Raw genomic sequence first — 16,864 nt, 5'->3', positions numbered from 1 at the left:
GGCGGCCTGCGGCACCGTAGGGCCGGCGGAAGGAAACCGTAAGGCGTCGGCGGCAGAGTGAGGTCATCGGGCGGGCGGCAACGGGAAACGCCGGCACGGACCACAGGGAGCAGAGACCATGCGCAAGATCATCGAGTCGACCTTCGTTTCGCTGGACGGGATCATCGACGACACCCGCCCCTCGACGGCGTCCCGGGCGCAGCCACAGCACTGGGGCCAGCCGTACTGGGACGCCGACCACGCCGGCTACGCCCAGAAGCTGATGGAGTCCGGCGACGCGATGCTGCTGGGCCGGGTGACGTACGAGGGGTTCGCCGAGGCGTGGTCCTCCCAAGCCGGCGACCCGCACGCCGACGTGATGAACGCGATGCCGAAGTACGTCGCCTCGCGCACCCTCACCGAGACCACCTGGAACGCGACCCTGCTGAAGGGTGACGTGGCCGAGGAGGTGGCCAAGCTGAAGGAGCAGCCCGGCCGGAACATCCTGAAGTGGGGCACCGGCGAGCTCGACCGCACGCTGGTGCAGCACGGCCTGGTCGACGAGTTCCACTTCTGGTATTTCCCGGTCGTCGTCGGCGCCGGCAAGCACCTCTTCGAGGGCGCCGGGTTCGACACCACGCACCTGAAGCTCGCCGACGTCGAGCGGTTCGACTCCGGCATCGTCGTGCACATCTACGTACCCAAGTAGGCCCGGCAGCCGACGTCAGGCCCGGTCCCCGTCCACCAGGGACCGGGCCTGAGCCGTCGTGAGACCGCCACCGTCCGCGAAGAGCCGGTCGAAGTCCGGTCCGGTGGCGGCCCGGACCGCCGCCGTGAGCCGGTCCAGCTCGGCCCGGTCCGGGTCGGCGAGCCGGTAGTCGGACTCCCGGCGGGCGGCGTCGGCGGCGCCGAGCAGTCGGCCGGCCTGCTCGGCCCGCCCGGCCCGGACCAGCGCGTCGGCCATGCCGGCCAGCGCGGACGCCATCTCCGGCCCCGAATCCTGCGCCCGGGCCACGTCGAACGCCTCCCGGTGCCAGGCCAGCGCCGCCGCCGGATCACCGCGCTCGCCGGTCAACAGGCCCAGTTCGATCAGCACCATCGCCAGGTACGGCGGGTGCCCGTCCCCGCTCTGCTGTTGCCGGCCGGTGGCGAGCAGCCAGCGCAGATGCTGGTCGGCCAGGTCGAGCCGGCCGTCGCGGCGGGCGGCGAAGGCCAGCGTGATGGTGGCGAAGACCTCGCCGGAGGGTTGCCCCTGCTCGGCGGAGAACCGCCGCGCCTGCTCGGCGTACTCGATCGCGCGCGGGTGGTCGCCGAGCCGCGTCGAGATCCAACCGAGCCAGCCGAGCCGACCGGCCACATCGGACCAGAGCCCCAGCTCCTCGGCGATCCGCAGGCCCTGCCGGCTCAGCCGGGCCGCCTCGGCCCGGTCGCCGGTCAGGTCGGCGAGGCCGATCAGCCAGTCGGTCGCTTGCAGCAACCCCCAGTCGTCGCCGATCTCGGTGAAGAGTTCGGCGCCGCGCCGTGCGTCGGCTTCCAGCGCGGCCGGGTCGGCCCGGATGTGCCCGAGCATCGCCCGGTTGCTCAGCACCGCCGCCTCGCCCCACCGGTCCCCGGCGGCCCGGAACGTCTCCAGCGCCCGGGCCAGCAGTTCGCCGGTGCCAGTCAGATCCCCGAAGTCGATCGTCGACATGGCGAGGAACCATTCCGCCCGGGCCCGGCCGAGCGGGTCCGGCACCTTGTCGTAGCCGCGGAGCACCTCCGCCGCCAGCTCCGGACCGGCCTGACCCTGCCGGATCGCCAGGCCGGCGTGCCACGCTTCGGCGCCGGCCCGGACCACGTCCGGCACCTCACCGGGTACGCCGAGCGCGCCGGCCAGCGCCCGACGGGCCTCGGTGAGCCGGCCGCGCAGGAACCGGTACCAGACCAGGGCGCTGGCCAGCCGCAGCGCCGGTTCGGCCGCACCCTCGCGCCGGAACGTCTCCCCGGCGGCCCGCAGGTTCGCGGCCTCGGCGTCCAGCCGGCGCAGCCACTCCCGCTGGCCGGGACCGCGCAGTTCCGGGTCGGCCCGCTCGGCCAGCGCCAGGTAGTGGTCGGCGTGCCGGCGTCGCAGCGACTCCTCCTCGCCGGCCTCGCGGAGCCGCACCAGGCAGTACGCGGAGACCGACTCCAGCAGCCGGAACCGTGGGCCGTCGCCGCCGGTCGGCGCGCTGGCGCGTACCACCAGCGAACGGTCGACCAGCCCGGCCAGCAGTTCGAGCACCTCACCGGCCGGCGTGCCGTCTCCGGCGCAGACCGCCTCGGCGGCGGTCAGCGTGCAGCCGCCGGAGTGCACGGCCAGCCCGCGCAGTACCGCCCGCTCCGGTTCGGTCAGCAGTTGCCAGCTCCAGTCGATGACCGCGGCCAGGGTGCGTTGTCGGGCCGGTGCGTCGCGCGGGCCGGTGGCGAGCAGCCCGAACCGGTCCTGCGGCACCTGCAACCGGGCCGCCAGCTCGGCCACGCCCAGCACCGGTACCCGGGTCGCGGCCAGCTCCAGCGCCAGCGGGATGCCGTCCAGCCGCCGGCACACCTCGGCCACCTCGGCGACCGTCTCCGGTGCCGGCTCCAGGCCGGCGCGGGCCAGGAAGAGCCGCACGGCGGCGGACCCGGCCAGCCGGTCCGGGTCGTCGGTGTCGGGGAGGTCCAGCGGCGGCAGCTCCCAGCGGGTCTCGCCGCGCAGCCGCAGCGGTTCCCGGCTGGTGGCCAGCACCCGCAGCCCGGGTGCGGCCGGCAGCAGCTCGCCGACCAGCCCGGCCACCGGCTCGACGACGTGTTCGCAGTTGTCCAGCACCAGCAGCGTCCGCCGCTCCCGCAGGGCGGTCACCAGCCGTTCGCCCGGCGGCTCCGCACCGTCCGGACCGTCCGGAATACGGAGTACGCCGAGGAGCGGCTCGGCCGGCTCGCCCGACCCGTCCCAGGTGGTCAGGTCGACCAGCCAGACCCCGTCCGGGTACGCCTCGGTCAGCGTCCGGGCGACCTCGGTCGCCACGCTGGTCTTGCCCACCCCGCCCGGCCCGGTCAGCGTGACCAGCCGGCCGGCGGTGAGCAGTTCGCGTACCCGCCGCACGGCGTGGTCGCGGCCGATCAGCTCGGTCACCGGTGCCGGCAGGGCAGTGCCGGCCCGCAACCGCCGCCGGGCCGGTGCGGGCGGGTCCTCGGCCGGGTCACCGGCGAGGATCGCCCGGTGCAGCGCCGCCAACTCCGGCCCCGGGTCGAGTCCCAGCTCGTCGGCGAGGCCGCGCCGCAGCTCCTGGAAGCTCTCCAGCGCCTCGCCGGTGCGGCCGGAGCGGTGCAGCGCCCGGATCTGCGCCGCGCGCAGCCGTTCCCGGTACGGGTGCCGGGCCACCTGCTCGGTCAGCTCGCCGACGAGTTCGGCGTGCTCGCCGAGTTCGAGCCGCGCCTCCGCGTACGCCTCCACGGCGGTGGCCCGCTGCTCCTCCCAGCGCGCCACGGCGGTACGGGCGAACTCCTCGTCGGCGAAGTCGGCCAGCGCGGGACCCCGCCACAGGGCCAGCGCGTCGGCGAGCAGCCCGGCCCGGGTACCCGGGTCGTCGGCCGCCTGCGCCTGTCCGAGCAGTGTGGTGAAGGTCGCCGCGTCGACCGCGTCGGGGCCGGCCCGCAGCTCGTACCCGGGTGGCCGCGAGACGACCAGATCGCGGGCGGCCGGCTCGGCTCCGGCCAGTGCCCGGCGCAGTTGCGAGACCCGTACGTGCAGCGCGGCGGTCGGGTCGGCCGGCGCCGCCGTACCCCAGAGGTCCTCGACCAGCCGGTCCATCGAGACCGGGCGTCCCGGCGAGATCAGCAGGTCGGCCAGGAGGGCCCGCACCTTCCGGCCGGGGATGGTGACCGGCGCACCGTGGTCGGTCCAGACGGCCAGCGGCCCCAACACCCCGAATCGCACCGACCCAGGCTACGGAAGTCGCGGGCGAACGTCGCCGCCACGGCGGCGACGTTCGCCAACATCGTCAGGTCGGTCAGGAGGAGCAGGTGTTCAGCATGGTCTGCAGGGCGCTCTTCTCCGCCGACTGCAACCGCAGGCCCCAGTTGTATTTGGTCCGGATCCACATCTTGGCGTACGTGCAGTGGTAGGCGGTGCGGCTCGGCTTCCAGGTGGACGGGTCCTGGTCGCCCTTGGCCTGGTTCACGTTGTCGGTGACGGCGATCAGTTGCGGCCCGTTCAGGTCGTTGGCGAAGGACTGCCGGCGGCTGGTGGTCCACGAGCTGGCCCCGGAACGCCACGCCTCGGCGAGCGGCACGACGTGGTCGATGTCGACGTCGGCCGGGTCGCTCCAGGTCGCCCCGTCGTACGGGCTGTACCAGCTACCCGAGGTCGGGTAGCAGGAGCTGTCCACACCCACCCCGCTGCCGTCGCGCCGCAGCACCGTCTCCCGGGTGTTGCAGGCCCCGCTGACGGTGCTCCAGTGTGGGAAGAGGTCGCGGCTGTAGCCGGTCATCGACCCCTGGGTGGCGACGGTGAGCGCGTTCAGGTTGGACTGGGCGGTGGCCTTGGCGGGGATGCCGGGCGGGGCGGCGCCGGCCGGGGTGGCGACCAGCAGGGACGCGGTGATCGCCGTGACGGCGGCGGTGGCGGTGAGGGTGCGCCGGATACGGCGACGGCGGATGAACGGCACGGATGCCTCCCGAAGGCTCTGGGGGTACGGGAGAGATCAACGTAACCGATCATCGTGACCGGACCGCCACGGTCGCGTGACGGACCGTCGACGCGGGCCGTAATCCCGGGCGACCGGTGCCGGGCGGCGGGCCCGTCCGGTCCAGGACGGGCCGCGCCCGGCGCCGACCTGGTCGGTCAGGCCGGCTGGCTGCTGGTGGGGGTGGGCTGGCGGGGCGTCGAGTTGCTGGTCCCGTTGTTGGAGACGGCCGGCGCCGCGCCGACACCGAGCACGGTGAGCGCGGCGAGCAGCAGCGCGATCCACTCGTTGGAGTCCAGTCCACCGAGGATCACCGTGGCCAGCACCTGGAGCACGCTCAGCACCACGGCGACGGCGGTCTTGCCCCACCGGTACTGCGGGGTCAGCGGCACCAGGTAGACACCGATCGCGGTCGCGGCGGCGATGGCGATCTGCACCGCCTCGTCCGGCTCGACGCGCTGGTCGCCGGAGAGCGCGCCGTACGCGACCGTGAGCGCCGCCCCGGCGACGGCGGCGAGGGCCTTTCCGTACTTGCGGATCATGGGTTTCTCACCGTGCCTCTCCCGTGGCGGACCGTGGCTCTGCGGCGGCGGGGTCAACCGCGCGGACCCTACCGGCTGTCGTGCCGTCATCGTTTAACAGTCCGCCCTGTCTGTCAGTCGGATATCGGCGGCTCTGCGGTCGACTTCCCGCCCGGACGGCACGGGTGTGACCGGCATTTCCGCGGTCCATTCCGAACGGGGGCGATTTCGTGGCTCCGGTCAGGCCAACTCGCTCAGCGCCAGCACCTCGTCGGCGCATCCCCAGGAAAGGGCGAGCCCCGAGCCGCCGTGACCGTAGTTGTGGATGAGGACGGTGCCGTCGACCTGATCGCGTTCGATCCGTACGCTCGGCCGGCTCGGCCGGAGCCCGACCATGATGCGCCGGATCGGGGCGTCCCGGAGCAGCGGCTCGACGGCGGCGCAGCGTTCGACGATCGCCGCTGCCCGGGCCGGGTCCGGGGTGAGGTCCTCCGAGCCGGGCGTCGCGCTGCCGCCGAGTACGACGTGGTTGCCGTGCGGCAGGATGTAGGTCATGTCCTCGTGCTCGGCCCAGTCCTGGAAGAACGTCTCTATTCCCGGATTGTCGACGACCACCAATTGGCCCCGGGTGGGATAGACCTGGTCGTCCGGGACCAGATAGCGGGCACCGAGTCCGGTGCAATTCACCAGTACCTCGGCGGCCCCGGCGAGTTCCTTGAAAGAGCCGATGGTGCCGATTTCGATATCGCCGCCCTGACCGATCAGGCGCTCGGTGAGATATTCCAGATAGGTCGGCATGTTCACCAGTGGACTGGTGTAACGCCAGCCGTTGACGTAACCGGGTGGGAGTTCGTCGGGGGTGCACAGTTCGAAGTCGCTCAGGTCGCGGACGCAGGCCGGCGGCTCCAGCGGGAATGGTGCCACCTCCAGGCCACGGACGAGTCGTACCCCGGCCGTCGGGTCCTCGGCGATCTTCTCCAGGGTCAGCCGGGTCTGTTCGCTCCAGTGCAGGACGCGTTCGTCGGTCAGCTCGTACGGCCCCCAGCTCGCCCCGGCGGAGGCGGAGGTGGTCTCCTGTGGCGGCCGGGCGGCCCGGATCTGGACCGAGAGCCCCGCGTCGGCGAGTCGGACCGCGGTGGACAGTCCGATGACGCCCGCGCCGATAACCAGAACGTCGGGCCGTCGGGATGTTGCCATTAGGCCATATTAACGGAGGTCTTACCCGTCGAGCGGTCGGCTGCTGGCGGATACCTGGTTGCGCGGGCACCGCTCGACAGCTCGACGCGTCAATACGGATTCGCCGAGGCGCGCGGAAGCTGGAAATTGCGGGTGTGAATTACCGTCGGTGGTGGAACTCCGGGCGAGCGGGTCGGCCGAATTCGCGGAGACCAGGGAGTTCATTCGACTGCGATCGGCCACGACTACCCTTAGTAGTCGTAGGGCTTCGTGTGGTTGTGGTGGCCGGCCCGGCCCGAGGTGCCGCGCGGGTCGGCCGGTACGCCGGTCGGCGCGGGTGCCGGCCCGCCGGTGCCGGTCGGTGGGCGGTCGGTCGGCCGATCGGTCCGTCGTCCGGGGTGGACGGAGCCGGGCTGTCCCGCTTCGGCGGGATTTATCGTGGTCATCCGCTGCGGTGGCGGTGGGGAGCCGGTTGACAGGCCGGAAACTCGATGTCAATCTCCCGGTATTCTCGGACTGGGAGCGCTTCCATAGATCTTGCTCCACGTCGTACCACCCCGCCCGGCGGTGCCGGCCACCGGTCACCGCGCCCACCGGAAGGAATGACGTGCTCAGACCCCGCTCGCCGCGTACCGTTCCGCTCGCCGCGGCCACCGTCGCGGCCCTCGCCGCCACCGTGTTGACCGCACCCGTCGCGTCCGTCGCCGCCCCGGCCGACGAGGCGCCGGAGCAGATCGTCAACGGCACCTTCGACGACGGTCACGCCCCCTGGTGGGGCACGGCCAACCTCACCCTCGACTCCAGCACCGGCCAGCTCTGCGCCGGGATACCGGGTGGCACCGTCAACCCCTGGGACGTGATCATCGGTCAGGACAACGTCGCGCTGGTCGCCGGTGAGTCGTACGAGTTCCGGTTCTTCGGCCAGGCCACCCCGAACAGGGTCGGCCGGGCGCTGGTCCAGCTGCCGGTCGACCCGTACACCCAGTACCTGTCGGCCAGCCCCGAGCTGAGCGTCTCCGGCAACGAGTACCGCTACACCTTCACCTCCCCGGTCGACCTGCCGAACGCCCAGGTCGTCTTCCAGCTCGGCGGCAGCGCCGAACCCTGGACGGTCTGCCTGGACAACGTCTCGCTGACCGGCGGCGCCGAGCCGGACGTCTACGTCCCGGACACCGGCCCGAGGGTCCGGGTCAACCAGGTCGGCTACCTGCCGAAGGGGCCGAAGAACGCCACAGTGGTCACCGAGGCGACCGGCCCGCTGCCCTACCAGCTCCGCGACGGCGCCGGCCGGCTCGTCAAGCAGGGCCGGACGACCCCGCGCGGCCTGGACAGCTCCTCCGGGCAGAACGTGCACACCATCGACTTCGGGCACTTCACCCGCCCCGGCACCGGCTACACGCTGACCGCCGACGGCGAGACCAGCCGGCCGTTCGACATCGGCGTCGACTTCTACGAGCAGCTCCGCACCGACGCGCTGAAGTTCTACTACACCCAGCGCAGCGGCATCGAGATCTCCGACGCGCTCCGCCCCGGCTACGGTCGGCCGGCCGGACACGTCGGGGTGGCGCCCAACCAGGGCGACACGGCCGTACCCTGCCAGCCCGGCGTCTGCGACTACACCCTGGACGTCTCCGGCGGCTGGTACGACGCCGGCGACCACGGCAAGTACGTGGTCAACGGCGGCATCTCGGTGCACCAGCTGATGAGCGAGTACGAGCGCTCGACCCGGGCCCGCACCGGGCAGCCGTGGCGGCTCGGCGACCGCACCCTGAACCTGCCGGAGAGCGGCAACCGGGTGCCGGACATCCTCGACGAGGCGCGCTGGGAGCAGGAGTTCCTGCTCAGCATGCAGGTGCCGGCCGGTAAGCCGCTGGCCGGGATGGCCCACCACAAGATCCACGACGACTCCTGGACCGGCCTGCCGCTGCTGCCGCACCTCGACGAGAAGCGGCGCGAACTGCACCCGCCGTCCACCGCCGCCACGCTCAACCTGGCCGCCACCGCCGCACAGGCGGCCCGGGTCTTCAAGCCGTACGACCGGAGGTTCGCCGAGCGGAACCTGGCCGCCGCCAAGACGGCCTGGGCGGCCGCGTTGGCCAACCCCGAGCGGTACGCCGACCCGGCCGACGCCAACGGCGGCGGCGCGTACAACGACGCGGACGTCACCGACGAGTTCTACTGGGCCGCCGCCGAGCTCTACCTGAGCACCGGGGCGAAGGAGTACCGCGACTTCGTGCTCGCCTCGCCGCACCACACCGGCGACGTCTGGCGGGAGCGGGGCATGGACTGGGGCAACACCGCAGCGCTCGGCCGGCTGCAACTGGCGACGGTGCCGAACAACCTGCCGGACCGGGCCCGGGTACGCGCCTCGGTCGCCCAGGGCGCCGACCGCTACCTGGCCACGCTGCGGGCGCACCCGTACGGCATCCCGTACAGCCCGTCGGACAACCTCTTCGACTGGGGCTCCAACAACCTGATCGTCAACAACGCCATCGTGCTCGCCACCGCGTTCGACCTGACCGGGAAGGACCGCTACCGGGACGGCGTACTGGAGACGATGGACTACATCCTCGGCCGCAACGCCCTGAACCAGTCGTACGTGACCGGCTACGGCGAGGTGGCCTCGCGCAACCAGCACAGCCGCTGGTACGCCCGCCAGCTCAACCCCGACCTGCCCAACCCGCCCCGGGGCACCCTCTCCGGCGGCCCGAACTCGGCCATCCAGGACCCGGTCGCCCAGCAGAAGCTGCGCGGCTGCGCGCCGCAGTTCTGCTACATCGACGACATCGAGTCCTGGTCGACGAACGAGCTGACCATCAACTGGAACGCCCCGCTGGCCTGGATCGCGGCCTTCATCGCCGACCAGGACAACGGCGACGCCGGCAACCGCCGGCACTGACCGCCCGACGGGCGAAGCCCCCGGTCGGCGGGTGACCGCCGGCCGGGGACCGCCCCACCGCACCTGGCCCGTTGTGGGTCGGTGGGTCCTCGACCCGGCCGACCGGCGTTTCGCCGGCTCGGTCCGGGCCGCAAACCTGTGCGCGGCCGGAACCGCCCGCCGCAGGGCAGGCGTTCGTCGGTGGGCGGTTCCGGCCGCCGACTTTCCATCTCTCGGCTATTACAGCGCCGGACCCGCCTCCGGCGTCACATCCGCGCCGGGAATCGGCTCAGAGCGGATACGTCCGGGCCACCGCGACCAGTTCCGAGCTGTGCGATCCGACGATGCCGACGCCGGGCGGCCGCGGCCGGAAGCCAGGCAGTCCGGCCAGGCCGTCGCTGCCGTCCATCGCCCGCAGCCGCACCGGACCGCCGCCGGTCGGGCGCAACCGCAGCTCGATCTCGATCCCCCCGGCCGGTGGGGCGTGGAACACCACACCGAACGGCTCCGGACCGTCGACCCGGACCTCGCGGCCGGCGACCCGGGCCGAGACGACGTCGGCGGTCGCCGGGTCGACGTGCAGCGCGGCGAACCGTACCGGGCGTTGCGGCACCAGCCGGACGCGTAGCGTACGCAGCCCGGCCTCGGTGACGTCGGCGAGCGGGTCGAGCCGGGGCGGGGGCAGGGTGGCCGGTTCGGCCGGGCCGGCGCGCAGCTCCTCGTCGCCGAAGAACGGGAAGCTGTCGTCGATCCGGGTCGGGGCGTCGACGTACCGGTCGGTCCAGGGCTGCGGGTCGGTCTCCTCGGTGAGCCAGCGGGCGGTGCCGGTGTCGGCGTCCAGCGCGTACATCAGGTGGGTCGGCACCGGGTGCCCGGCGTCGAACCGGTCGACGGCCAGGCCGGTCCCGGCGCAGAGCACGGCGCCGAGCAGCGCGGCCAGCGCGGGCAGCGCGCCGCGTCGCCGGGCCCGGAGCGCGGCCATCCCGCGCTGGCCGCCGGCCGCCGGGTGCAGCAGGTCCACCACCGGCAGCGCGGCCAGCCCGAGCAGCACCGCGAAGAGCGCGCCGACCCCGCCCATCGCCATCCCCAGCGCGGGGAAGAGCAGCACGACGGTGGGGAGCAGCACGAGTACCCCGACCGCCGCGCCGACGGTCACCGCGACCACCGGCCACGGGCCGTTGTGGGGTACGGCCAGGGCCACCAGCCCGGCCAGTACGCCGGCCAGCGCCGGCAGGGTGGCCAGGTACGCCCCGCCGGGCGCCACGGCCGCGAGCAGCACCCCGAGTACGGCCAGCCAGCCCAGCCCGCCGACGGCGAGGGCCGCCGGGCCGACGCGTCGGCGGGTCAGCGCGTACCAGCCGAACAGCACGGCGGCGGCGAGCGCCACCACCGCCAGTCGATACCACAGTGGACGGTACGGGTCGAGCAGCGTCGCGTAGCCCGGCCGGATCGCGGTGATCCCGGCCCAGAGCAGTTGCGCCCCGACCGGGGCGAGCACGATCGGCAGCAGCGCCAGCCCGAACCCGGCGGCCAGCCCGGGCCAGCTCGCCCGTCCGCGCCGCCGGACGGCCCAGCCGAGTACGCCGACCCCGGCCAGGGCGAGCAGCGCGAGCGGCAGCGTGAGCCAGCCGGGATACCGGGCCAGCCCGCCGGGCAGCGGGAAGTAGGTGGCGTCCCCGTCGGCGTCCAGCCGGGTCAGGTCGACCGCGCCGAACTCCCGGGCCAGCCCGAGGGCGTTCGCACCGTGCTGTTGCAGGCTGCCCCGGTCGACGTTGGCCGGGGTGTCCAACGGGGTGTGGTAGAGCGCGGCACCGTCGATGTAGGCGGCGTTCAGCCCGGTGAAGCCGTGGTCGAGGAAGGCGGTGAAGTCGGTGTCGTTGGGCAGCAGCCGGTAGACCTCGACCGCGAACGAGGTACCCACCGGGTACGGCGCGGCCCGGCCGAAGACCTCCACCAGCCCGGCGTTGCGCAGCGAGGTCTCGAACATGATCACCGGACCGGTGCTGCCCCGCGCCTCCAGGTTGAGCACCACGCCGCCGTCGGCGGCTAGCGGATGGTCCGCGGCGAACGCCGAGGCGCCGCAGAGACACGCCTCCTCGGCGTCGGTGAAGACCAGTACGACGTCGTTGCGGGGGCGCTCGCCCACGGTCAGCGCGCGGGCCACCTCCAGCAGTGCGGAGGTGCCGGCCCCGTCGTCGTTGCCGCCCGGCCCGACCTGCACCGAGTCGTAGTGGGCGACCAGGAAGACCCGGCCGGTGGGATCGGTGCCGGGGATCCGGGCGACCACGTTGCGGACCCGGGCCAGCGTCGCGCCGCCCGACCCGCCGCTGAGCTGCCCCGCCTCCTCGGCGACGGTGTCCTGCGACTCCGGGGTGAGACCGAGGTCACGCAGGGTGCGCTCCAGGTGGCCCCGTACCCGCTCCGCGGCCGGGCTGCCGGCGGGATGCGTCTCCGCCGCGACGGTCCGCAGGTGCTGGTACGCCCGGTCCGCGCTGAACTCGTCGGCCGGCGCGTCCAGGCCGGCCGGGTCGGGCGTACCCACGCCGAACACGGTGAGCACGCCGACCGCCGCCAGCGCGGCCACGGCGGCCAGCGCGGCCGTCAGCCGGCGCCGGGGCCGGGCCAGGGCCCGTTCGGCGGCGGGCAGACGGACGGGGGAGTGAGGGGTGTCGGGGCTGGGCACGGGTGCCTCCAGGGGTCGGCAGCGACTGCCATCATCGCGGTTCGGCCGCCGCCCGCCCGGCCGGGTCACCCTGCTGGCGGCCGGTCGCATAGCGTGATACCCATGTCCACGTACCGAGTGACCGATCCCGTCGCCGTACTGCGCGATTTCGTCGCCCGGGTGGCGCCGTACGACCCCGAGCCGGCGGCGGCACCGGTCGGCGTCGTCGACGTCCGCTCCGGCGGCGAGGCTGCGACGATCACGCTCACCCCGCATCTGGCCCGGGCCCTGGCCGAGGCGCTGGCCGGTTACCGGGACCGGGCCGACCGGGGCGGTTGCGCGAGTTGCGGGAGCCGGCGGCTGGACGAGAACCTGCACTGCCTCGACTGCGGCCGGCTACACGGTGTGCTCGGTCAGGTGATCGCGGAGCAGGCCGAACGGGTACGCCTGCGCGACGCCCCCGGAGCGGCGGAAGCCCCGAGGTGACGTCCGGGCACCGTGTCGGCGCTACCTGTGTTGTGTGGCAGCGTTGGGTGGTACAGGATCGGCGCGGATCGTCGGCGTGGGCCGGGCACGACCGCACGGGGCACGCAGGACCCCGTGCCGGAGCGGGACGGTCGGGGCGGCGAGGAACGGAGCGAGGAGGCGTCGTGACCGGATGGGTGGGGGCGGCCCGGTGACCGGGTCGTCCGTCGTACCCGCGCCGTCGTACCCGCACGGCGGGCTCGGGCGGCACGCCAAACTGCCGCCCCGGGAGCGGCTGCGGGTGCTGCTGATCGAGGACGACGACGCCGACGCCTTCCTGGTCGGCGAGCTGCTCGCCGAGACCGGCGAGGGGATCGACCTGCTCGTCGCGAACAGCCTGAACGGTGCCCGGTCCAAGATCTCCGGCGTCGACTGCGTACTGCTCGACCTCGGCCTGCCGGACGCGCAGGGCCTGGACGGGCTCCGCCAGGTGCTCGGGATGTCCAGCAACGCCGCCGTCTGCGTGCTCACCGGCCGTTCCGACGAGCACCTCGGCATCGGTGCGGTCGCCGAGGGCGCCCAGGACTACCTGGTCAAGGGCCAGGTCGACGGGGTGCTGCTGGCCCGGGCGCTGCGCTACGCGGTGGAGCGCAAGCGGGCCGACGAGAACACCCGCCGGCTGCGCGAGGTGGAGCTGCGCCAGGCCGAGTCCGCCCGGTTGGAGCGCGGCCTGCTGCCCCAGCCCCTGATCGACACCGACCTGGTGCAGGTGCACCCCTTCTACCGCCCCGGCCGGCACGAGGCCCTGATCGGCGGCGACTTCTACGACGTGGTGCAGACCTCCCCGGACCGGATCGACCTGATCGTCGGGGACGTCTGCGGGCACGGTGTCGACGAGGCGGCGCTCGGTGTCGAGCTGCGGGTCGCCTGGCGGGCCCTGGTGCTCGCCGGGGTGCCCGACGAGCAGGTGCTGCCGGCGCTGGAGCAGGTGCTGATGAGCGAGCGGTCGAGGCGGGAGATCTTCGCCACCGTCGCCGCCGTCCGGCTGGACCTGGCCGGCAACCGGGCCACCGTACGGCTCGCCGGGCATCCGCCGCCGCTGCTGCTCGCCGGGGGCCGGGTGGCGCCGGTACCGGCCCCGCACGGGCTGCTGCTCGGCGTACGGCCCCGGCCGCCGGTCGCCCACGAGTTGCGTTTCGACACCGAGGACTGGTCATTGTTGATGTACACGGACGGGCTCGTCGAGGGCCGGATCGGCGACGGCGACGAGCGGTTGGACGTACCCGGACTGAGCGGGCTGGTGGCTGATCCGCGGGCCCGTGGGGTGGGCCTGCCGGAGCTGCCCGGCTGGCTGGTGGAGCGGGCCGAGGAGCACAACGGCGGCCCGCTCTCCGACGACGTGGCGATGCTGCTGGTCTGCCGGGGGGAGGGGCGGTGAAGGCACGGGTTCGCTGGACGCTGCGGCGTCGGGTCGCCGTACTGTGCGTGGTCGTCGGTGTGGTGCTCGGCATGCTGGCGGTCAGCGCGGCGGTCGTCGCCACCAGCAACCGGCAACACCTGGACACCCTGCTCACCAAGACCGGTCCGCTGCGCACCGACGGTCAGGCGCTGCTCAGCGCCTTGGTCGACCAGCAGACCGGGGTACGCGGCTACGCGGTCACCGCGAACGACGCCGACCTGGCGCCGTACCGGGAGGGGCTGAAGCGGGAGACGGCGCTGATCGCCTCGATGGACGCGCTGCTGACCGACCAGCCGGAGATCCGCCGCGAGCTGCACACGGTGCGGGACCACGCCCAGCAGTGGCGGGAGGCGGTGGCCGAGCCGGCGATCGAGCTGACCGTGCGGAGCGGGCCGGAGGCCGCACAGGCGCATCTGACCGCCCAGACCGGGGCCCGCTTCACCGAGCTGCGCGGCGAGGTGGAGGCGTTGCAGGGGTCGATCCTGGAGCTGCGCAACAGCGTCGCGCGCAACGCCCGGGCGACCGGCAACACCCTGGTGCTGCTGCTGATCCTGGCCGCGATCGTGGTGGTGCTGGCCGGGCTCGCGCTGATGACCTCGCTGAACCGGCTGGTCATCGGGCCGGTCACCACGCTGGCGGGCCAGGTGCGGGAGGTGGCCGGCGGGGCGTACCAGCGGGAGATCGAGCAGGTCGGTCCGCCGGAGCTGGCCGCGTTGGCCGGCGACATCGACGGGATGCGCCGCCGGATCGCCGCCGACCTGGACGAGGTACGGCAGGCGCGGGAACGGATCGAGTGGGTCAACAGCCAACTGGAGCGGCAGGCCGAGGAGCTGGTCCGGTCCAACCGTGACCTGGAGCAGTTCGCCTACGTCGCCTCGCACGACCTCCAGGAGCCGCTGCGCAAGGTGGCCAGCTTCTGCCAGCTGCTGCAACGCCGGTACGCGGGCAAGCTCGACGAGCGCGCCGACCAGTACATCGCGTTCGCGGTGGACGGGGCGCAGCGGATGCAGCGGCTGATCAACGACCTGTTGGCGTTCTCCCGGATCGGCCGGCTCACCAGCGGGTTCACCGAGGTCGACCTGAACGCGGTGATGAGCGAGGTCGCCGGCCAGACCGAGCCGACCCGGCAGTACGTCGGCGGCGAGCTCACCTGGTCGGACCTGCCGGTCATCCGGGGCGAGGAGACCCTGCTGACCAACCTGCTGGCGAACCTGGTCGGCAACTCGCTCAAGTTCCGCCGCCCGGACGTCGCGCCGAAGGTGCACGTCTCGGCCCGGCGGCTGGGCGACGAGTGGGAGATCAGTTGTCAGGACAACGGGATCGGCATCGAGCCCGAGTTCGCCGACAAGATATTCGTGATCTTCCAGCGGCTGCACGCGAAGGACGCCTATCCGGGCACCGGGATCGGGCTGGCCATCGTGAAGAAGATCGTCGAGTACCACGGTGGCCGGGTCTGGGTCGATCCCGAGGCGGTCACCGAGGGCACGATGATCCGGTTCACCCTTCCGGTGCCACCGGAGCTGCGGGAGTCGGTCGAGCCGTCCGAGGCCCCGGGCGTGGACGGGGCGGAGCCGACCCCGTCGGCGCCGGAGGCCGAGGCGCCGGCCGAGAGCGAGGCCGACGCCACACCGGCGGGTGAGTCGGCCCGGCCGGCCGGCGACATGAAGCAGACTGTCTGACGGATGAGCGGATCGACGAGGAGGGGCCGATGACGGCACCGGCGGACGGCAGGAGCCCGATCGAGGTGCTGCTGGTCGAGGACGACCCGGGCGACGTGCTGATGACGCAGGAGGCTTTTGACGAGCACAAGCTGCGCAATCGGCTGACCGTGGTCTCCGACGGCGCGGCGGCGCTGGCCTACCTGCGTCAGGAGGGCGAGTACGCCGACGCCGTCCCCCCGGACCTGATCCTGCTCGACCTGAACCTGCCGCGGCGGGACGGCCGGGAGGTGCTGGCCGAGATCAAGCGGGACGAGCAGCTCTGCCGGATCCCGGTGGTGGTGCTGACCACCTCGCAGGCGGACGAGGACATCCTGCGCAGCTACCAACTGCACGCGAACGCGTACGTGACGAAGCCGGTCGACTTCGAGCGGTTCATCTCGGTGGTGCGGCAGATCGACGAGTTCTTCGTCAGCGTCGTGAAGCTTCCGCCGCGTGGCTGACCCCGATTCGCGGCTGGTGGAGGAGGTCGGTGCGCTGCTCCGGCGGGCCGCCGCCGACGCCATCCTGCCGATGTTCCGGCACCTGGCCGACGCCGACGTCTCGGAGAAGGCTCCCGGCGAGGTCGTGACGGTCGCCGACCGCCGGGCCGAGGAGATCATCGGCGCCGAGCTGCGCCGGCTCCGGCCGGACTCCGAGGTGGTCGGCGAGGAGGGGGTGGCGGCCGATCCGGCGGTGTTGGAGCGGCTGAGCGGGCCGGCCGAGGTGTGGCTGGTCGATCCCCTGGACGGTACGGCCAACTTCGCGGCCGGGCGGGAGCCGTTCGCGGTGATGGTGGCGCGGCGGCGGGCCGGGCGTACCGAGGCGGCCTGGATCCTCGACCCGATGGCGGACCGCCTGCTGGTGGCCCGGGCCGGGGACGGGGCGTACCGGGACGGGGAACCGGTGCGGACCACCGCCGAGCCGCTGCCGGCCAGGTCGTTGCGCGGTGTGGTGGCGACCCGGTTCCTGCCGGTGGAACTCCAGGGCCGGGTGGCCGCCGGGGCGGACCGGATCGGTGCGGTGCTGCATGGACAACACTGTGCTGGTCAGGAATATACGGATATTGTGGACAATCGGCAGCAGTTCGCGATCTTCTGGCGGACGCTGCCCTGGGACCACGCCCCGGGAGCGCTGCTGGTCGAGGCGGCCGGCGGGGTGGTACGGCGGCTCGACGGCAGCCCGTACGACCCGGCCGACGGGCGGACCGGGCTGCTGGTGGCCGCCAACGAGTCGATCTGGGACACCGTGCAGCACGCCCTGCTGGCCGAATCCTGACCGGAGCGGTGGGACCGGCGGCGGTTCAGGCAGGAATATCCGTTCGCCGGCTATAATCCGTTTT

General features: G+C 73.3%; 12 protein-coding genes. 7 read left to right on the top strand and 5 right to left on the bottom strand.

Annotated elements, in window-relative coordinates:
* The first annotated feature begins 118 nt into the window (after window positions 1-118).
* Window positions 119-688 (top strand): dihydrofolate reductase family protein, encoded by a 570-nt coding sequence (locus C6361_RS27225; protein WP_107269434.1) that lies wholly within the window; start codon window positions 119-121, stop codon window positions 686-688.
* A gap of 15 nt (window positions 689-703) precedes the next feature.
* Here the strand turns inward: C6361_RS27225 and C6361_RS27220 are convergent, their stop codons facing one another.
* The 4 genes from C6361_RS27220 to C6361_RS27205 all read right to left on the bottom strand — a co-directional run bounded on the left by C6361_RS27220 (window position 704) and on the right by C6361_RS27205 (window position 6,382).
* Complete coding sequence (locus tag C6361_RS27220) at window positions 704-3,916, bottom strand: BTAD domain-containing putative transcriptional regulator (protein ID WP_107269433.1); 3,213 nt, start codon at window positions 3,914-3,916, stop codon at window positions 704-706.
* Between the two features lie 73 nt (window positions 3,917-3,989).
* Complete coding sequence (locus C6361_RS27215) at window positions 3,990-4,646, bottom strand: HNH endonuclease family protein (RefSeq protein WP_107269432.1); 657 nt, start codon at window positions 4,644-4,646, stop codon at window positions 3,990-3,992.
* A gap of 176 nt (window positions 4,647-4,822) precedes the next feature.
* Window positions 4,823-5,206 carry a hypothetical protein gene (locus C6361_RS27210; protein WP_107261112.1) on the bottom strand — a complete coding sequence of 128 codons (384 nt, stop codon included), beginning with the start codon at window positions 5,204-5,206 and terminating at the stop codon, window positions 4,823-4,825.
* Window positions 5,207-5,425: 219 nt separating this feature from the next.
* Window positions 5,426-6,382 carry an FAD-dependent oxidoreductase gene (locus C6361_RS27205; protein WP_107269431.1) on the bottom strand — a complete coding sequence of 319 codons (957 nt, stop codon included), beginning with the start codon at window positions 6,380-6,382 and terminating at the stop codon, window positions 5,426-5,428.
* Between the two features lie 586 nt (window positions 6,383-6,968).
* Here C6361_RS27205 and C6361_RS27195 point away from each other — a divergent pair.
* A complete protein-coding gene (locus C6361_RS27195; protein ID WP_107269429.1) occupies window positions 6,969-9,260 on the top strand; it encodes a glycoside hydrolase family 9 protein in 2,292 nt (763 codons plus the stop codon).
* Between the two features lie 268 nt (window positions 9,261-9,528).
* On the opposite strand, the gene C6361_RS27190 is transcribed toward C6361_RS27195, so the two are convergent.
* A complete protein-coding gene (locus C6361_RS27190) occupies window positions 9,529-11,922 on the bottom strand; it encodes a M28 family peptidase (protein WP_234359029.1) in 2,394 nt (797 codons plus the stop codon).
* A gap of 102 nt (window positions 11,923-12,024) precedes the next feature.
* Between C6361_RS27190 and C6361_RS27185 the strand changes: the two genes are divergently transcribed.
* The 5 genes from C6361_RS27185 to C6361_RS27165 all read left to right on the top strand — a co-directional run bounded on the left by C6361_RS27185 (window position 12,025) and on the right by C6361_RS27165 (window position 16,800).
* Window positions 12,025-12,387, top strand: coding sequence for a hypothetical protein (locus C6361_RS27185; protein ID WP_107269427.1), 363 nt, complete (start codon window positions 12,025-12,027; stop codon window positions 12,385-12,387).
* A 190-nt stretch (window positions 12,388-12,577) separates the two neighbouring features.
* Window positions 12,578-13,804 (top strand): PP2C family protein-serine/threonine phosphatase, encoded by a 1,227-nt coding sequence (locus C6361_RS27180; protein ID WP_369930567.1) that lies wholly within the window; start codon window positions 12,578-12,580, stop codon window positions 13,802-13,804.
* Complete coding sequence (locus C6361_RS27175) at window positions 13,801-15,504, top strand: ATP-binding protein (RefSeq protein ID WP_107269426.1); 1,704 nt, start codon at window positions 13,801-13,803, stop codon at window positions 15,502-15,504. Before C6361_RS27180 ends, C6361_RS27175 begins: the two co-directional genes overlap by 4 nt.
* Before the next feature lie 29 nt (window positions 15,505-15,533).
* Window positions 15,534-15,986, top strand: a complete 453-nt coding sequence (locus C6361_RS27170) for a response regulator (protein ID WP_107261098.1) — start codon at window positions 15,534-15,536, stop codon at window positions 15,984-15,986.
* A complete protein-coding gene (locus C6361_RS27165) occupies window positions 15,979-16,800 on the top strand; it encodes an inositol monophosphatase family protein (RefSeq protein ID WP_107269425.1) in 822 nt (273 codons plus the stop codon). Before C6361_RS27170 ends, C6361_RS27165 begins: the two co-directional genes overlap by 8 nt.
* Window positions 16,801-16,864 lie beyond the last annotated feature (64 nt).

Origin of the sequence: Plantactinospora sp. BC1, assembly GCF_003030345.1 — a bacterium.
Taxonomy (GTDB): Bacteria; Actinomycetota; Actinomycetes; order Mycobacteriales; family Micromonosporaceae; genus Plantactinospora.
The sequence above is the reverse complement of the archived record's forward strand: the minus strand, read 5'-3'. Positions and strand labels throughout refer to the sequence as shown.

Bases quoted from the DNA above. Each gene is read 5' to 3' on its own strand.
- C6361_RS27225 (WP_107269434.1), top strand. From the start codon at position 119: ATGCGCAAGATCATCGAGTCGACCTTCGTTTCGCTGGACGGGATCATC.
- C6361_RS27210 (WP_107261112.1), bottom strand. From the start codon at position 5,206: ATGATCCGCAAGTACGGAAAGGCCCTCGCCGCCGTCGCCGGGGCGGCG.
- C6361_RS27205 (WP_107269431.1), bottom strand. From the start codon at position 6,382: ATGGCAACATCCCGACGGCCCGACGTTCTGGTTATCGGCGCGGGCGTC.
- C6361_RS27185 (WP_107269427.1), top strand. From the start codon at position 12,025: ATGTCCACGTACCGAGTGACCGATCCCGTCGCCGTACTGCGCGATTTC.
- C6361_RS27170 (WP_107261098.1), top strand. From the start codon at position 15,534: ATGACGGCACCGGCGGACGGCAGGAGCCCGATCGAGGTGCTGCTGGTC.